Below are 4,546 nucleotides of genomic sequence, written 5' to 3' on the forward strand. Positions count from 1 at the left end.
GCGCGCGGCCTCGGTCAGCGCCGCCAGCGCCGCCTGCACCTTGGCGCCCTCGCGCGTGGCCTTGATCTTCCGCAGGCGCGCGATCTGGCTGTCGCGCACCTTGACGTTGTCGACCTCGAGGATCTCGACCGGATCCTCCTTGGCCAGCCGGTACTTGTTGACGCCGACGATCACGTCCTTGCCGCTGTCGATGCGCGCCTGCTTCTCCGCGGCGCTGGCCTCGATCTTGAGCTTGGCCCAGCCAGAGTCCACCGCCTTGGTCATGCCGCCCATGGCGTCGACCTCCTCGAGGATCGCCCAGGCCTTGTCGGCCATGTCCTGGGTCAGCGACTCCATCATGTAGCTGCCGGCCCAGGGGTCGATCACGTTCGTGATGTGGGTCTCCTCCTGGATGATCAGCTGCGTGTTGCGCGCGATGCGGGCGCTGAACTCGGTGGGCAGCGCGATCGCTTCGTCCAACGAGTTCGTGTGCAGCGACTGCGTGCCGCCGAACACCGCCGCCATCGCCTCGATGGTGGTGCGCACCACGTTGTTGTAGGGGTCCTGCTCGGTCAGGCTCCACCCGGAAGTCTGGCTGTGCGTGCGCAGCATCAGGCTCTTGGGGTTCTTCGCGCCGAAGCCCTTCATGATCCGGCACCACAGCAGCCGCGCGGCCCGCATCTTGGCGATCTCCAGATAGAAGTTCATCCCCACCGCCCAGAAGAAGGACAGCCGGCCGGCGAAGTCGTCCACGTCCATGCCCTTGGCGATCGCGGTCTTGACGTACTCCTTGCCGTCGGCCAGCGTGAAGGCCAGCTCCAGCGCCTGGTTCGCGCCCGCCTCCTGCATGTGGTACCCGCTGATCGAGATCGAGTTGAACTTCGGCATGTGCGAAGCCGTGTACTCGATGATGTCGCCGATGATGCGCATCGACGGCTCGGGCGGGTAGATGTAGGTGTTGCGGACCATGAACTCCTTGAGGATGTCGTTCTGGATGGTGCCGCTGAGCTGGTCCTGCGCGACGCCCTGCTCCTCCGCCGCGACGACGTAGCCGGCCAGCACCGGCAGCACCGCCCCGTTCATCGTCATCGAGACCGAGACCTTGTCCAGCGGGATGCCGTCGAACAGGATCTTCATGTCCTCCACCGAGTCGATCGCCACGCCGGCCTTGCCGACGTCGCCGGTCACGCGCGGATGGTCGGAGTCATAGCCGCGGTGCGTCGCCAGGTCGAAGGCGACCGACACGCCCTGCCCGCCGGCGGCCAGCGCCTTGCGGTAGAAGGCGTTGCTCTCCTCGGCGGTCGAGAAGCCGGCGTACTGCCGGATGGTCCAGGGCCGCACCGCGTACATCGTGGCCTGCGGGCCGCGCAGGAAGGGCTCGAAGCCGGGCAGCGTGTCCGCGTACGGCAGGTCGCGGGTGTCGGCCGCGGTGTACAGCGGCTTGACGACCAGCCCTTCGGGGGTGTGCCAGTTCAGTTTGGCGGGGTCCCCGCCGGGCGCGGACTTCGCCGCCGCTTTGTGCCATTGCTCCAGCGTCGCCGGCGCGAACTCTGGGGGAGTGTTCGTCCCGCTTGTGGCGGACGGCGCGGCGGAGGGGACCTTGTGTTCGTTCGACATGGGGGACTCCTGGAAGCGGCGGATCATAGCGTGGCGCGAATTCATAATTATGAATTTCGGATTCGCTACACTCCGGCGCCATGCCTGTCACTGGCCCGCTCACCGCCCCGCTCGCTCCCCGCGCCCCGCTTTATGAGGAGGTCGCCGAGCGGCTGCGCCAGCGCATCTTCGCCAAGGAACTCGAACCGGGCAGCTGGATCGACGAGCTCAAGCTCTGCGCCGAGCTCGGCATCAGCCGCACCCCGATGCGCGAGGCGCTCAAGGTGCTGGCCTCCGAAGGGCTGGTCACGATGCGGGTGCGCCGCGGCGCCTACGTCACCGAGATGTCCGAGCGCGACGTCCGCGAGGCCTACCAACTGCTGTCCCTGCTGGAGAGCGACGCCGCCGCCGTCGTGGCCCGCACGGCGACCGACCCGGAGCTGGCGGAACTTCGCCAGCTGCACCAGGCGCTCGAGGAAAGCCTGGCCGCCGGCGAGGCCGGCCGGGAGCACTTCTTCGCCGCCAACGAGCGCTTCCATCTGCGCATCATCGAGATCGACGGCAACCGCTGGCGGATGCAGATCATCACGGACCTGCGCCGGGTGATGAAGCTCAACCGCCACCACTCGCTGTTCAAGCAGGGGCGGCTGCAGGAATCGCTGCAGGAGCATCGCGACATGCTGGATGCCCTGCTCGCCCGTGACCCGGAGCGGGCGGCGAGGCTGGTCCGGTGTCACTTCGACAATGGACTCAAGGCCACCGGCCGCGCTGCCGATTAGGCGCGCGCACGAACCGGGGCCGCCGCGAAAATCCCTCGGCATTAATTCACCGGCGATATTCCCGGTGTATTTGAGATAACTCCCGAAAACCACCTTTCCGGGCCCTCGGAAAACCCGTGAACTTGTCACGGACGACACCTTCCGCGTCCTCGGCGCCCCCTCCCGGGCCCACCCGCCAGCGGTGTTCGTTCACACGGCTCACATCTTGTTGCAGCCACCCACGAGGCTCACGCCGGCCTCACCACCGCGGCAAACCCGGGCTCCGCGTGCTTCAGAGTCGCGCCTAAGTGCCGATCACCATTGGATGTCCCGGCCGCGACAAGTGAACGACCGTTCGCTCATTGGCCCCGGAAACCTTGCCCCGGCAAGCATCCCATCCCCCGCGTTCACGGGCTTTACGCGCCGTCTGTAACCGTGAACTGAGGCCGACTCCCGGCCCTTTTGTTCCGTTCAGGTTAAGCGGGCGGCAAATAACATTTCTGGGCTAGCTCAAGTTCGTCATTCCGCGTCCGAAAACCGGATGACGGCATCCGGAAGTCGGGTGCCAAAGCTGACCCAAATCACCTCGCGCCTATGGGCGCATCCGCCCCCATAGGTTCACGGAGTTCCAAAGATGGCATCGCTGATTACCAACCTGACGACCGACCAGATCGCCGCCCTCACGTCGACGACCCTGGCGCGCCTGACCAGCGAAGACTGGGCAGCGTTTTCCACCGAACAGTTCCAGGCGCTGACGACCTCGCAGTTCGCGACGCTCGGCACCCGGGCGGTGTCGTTCTTCACGACGACCAACATCGCCGCCATCGAGTCCGACGACCTGCGCGCCCTGTCGACGGCCGCGGTCCAGACCTTCACCAGCGCGCAGCTCAATGCGCTGGGCTCCGACCAGTTCGGCGCGATGACCACCCGCCAGGTCGGCGCGATGACCACCCAGCAGGTCCGCAACCTGGAGTCCGACGACCTGAATGCGCTGGCCTCGGACCAGATCCGGGCGCTGAGCACCCAGCAGGTGGCCGCCATCTCCACCAGCCTGATCAACAGCCTGGCCTCCGATGACCTGCAGGCGCTCAAGACCGAGCAGATCAAGGCCCTGAGCTCCCAGCAAGTCGCCGCCCTCGCCACCGAGGGCGTCGCCGCTCTGGGCACCGGCCAGGCCGCCGCGCTGACCAGCACCCAGACCGCCGCGCTGAATTCCGACCAGGCCGCCGCGCTGACCTCCGACGCCGTCCATGCGCTGAGCACCGCCGCCGTCAAGGCGCTGGGCACCGACCAGGTCGCCGCGCTGAACTCGGACCAGGTCGCCGCGCTGACGACCGCCCAGATCAACGCGCTGTCCACCCAGCAGATTCGCCAGCTGGCCAGCGATGAGATCGCCGCGCTGGATACCAACCAGATCCGCGCCATCACCACGCAGCAGATCGCCGCGCTGACCACCGACCAGCTGGCCGGCGTCGACAGCGCCGACGTGCAGGCGCTGTCCACCGCGCAGGTGCGCGCGCTGAGCTCCGCCCAGATCGGCGCGCTGAGCTCCGATTCCATCGAGGCGATGAGCTCCGGCCAGATCGGCGCGCTGACCTCGACCCAGGTCAAGGGCCTGACCACCGACCAGATGGCCGCGATCAGCTCCGACGACATGAAGGCGCTGTCCACCGCCACCGTGCGCGCGCTGTCGACCGACCAGGTCCAGGCGCTGAACTCGGACCAGGTCGCCGCGATGTCCAGCAGCCAGATCGGCGCGCTGACGACCGGCCAGGTCGCCGTGCTGTCCACCGATGAGCTGAACGCGCTGAGCAGCAGCCAGATCCGCGCCCTGGGCACCGCCCAGATCGCCGCGCTGTCGACCGACCAGGTCCAGGGCATGGAGTCCGCCGACGTCCAGGCCTTCACCACCGCCCAGATCGCCGCGCTGAGCTCGGCCCAGATCGCCGCGCTGTCCACCGACGCGATCGTCGCGCTGAGCTCGGCCCAGGTCGCCACCCTCACCTCGCGCCAGCTGGCCGGTCTGTCGACCGACCAGATCGCCGCCATCGAGACCGGCGACCTGCGCGCGCTGTCCTCGACCGCGATCCGCTCGCTGACCACGACCAGTTCGACGCGCTGAGCTCCGACCAGGTCGGCGCGCTGACGACCGGCCAGGTCGCCGCGCTGACGACCGGCCAGGTCCAGGCGATGGCCAGCGATGACCTGAACGC

At 67.8% G+C, this 4,546-nt stretch carries 3 protein-coding genes; 2 read left to right on the top strand and 1 reads right to left on the bottom strand.

Annotation, left to right across the window (positions count from 1 at the left end; genetic code table 11):
- A partial coding sequence (scpA, locus tag FUT87_RS17190; RefSeq protein ID WP_147241803.1) for a methylmalonyl-CoA mutase occupies positions 1–1,596 on the bottom strand: 1,596 nt, incomplete at its 3' end.
- An 80-nt stretch (positions 1,597–1,676) separates the two neighbouring features.
- On the opposite strand from scpA, the gene FUT87_RS17195 reads away from it, so the two are divergent.
- A complete protein-coding gene (locus FUT87_RS17195) occupies positions 1,677–2,354 on the top strand; it encodes a GntR family transcriptional regulator (RefSeq protein WP_147241804.1) in 678 nt (225 codons plus the stop codon).
- Between the two features lie 613 nt (positions 2,355–2,967).
- Entirely contained in the window at positions 2,968–4,455 is a 1,488-nt protein-coding gene (locus FUT87_RS17200; protein ID WP_147241805.1) for a hypothetical protein, read from the top strand.
- Positions 4,456–4,546 lie beyond the last annotated feature (91 nt).

This window comes from Mitsuaria sp. TWR114 (genome assembly GCF_007997345.1).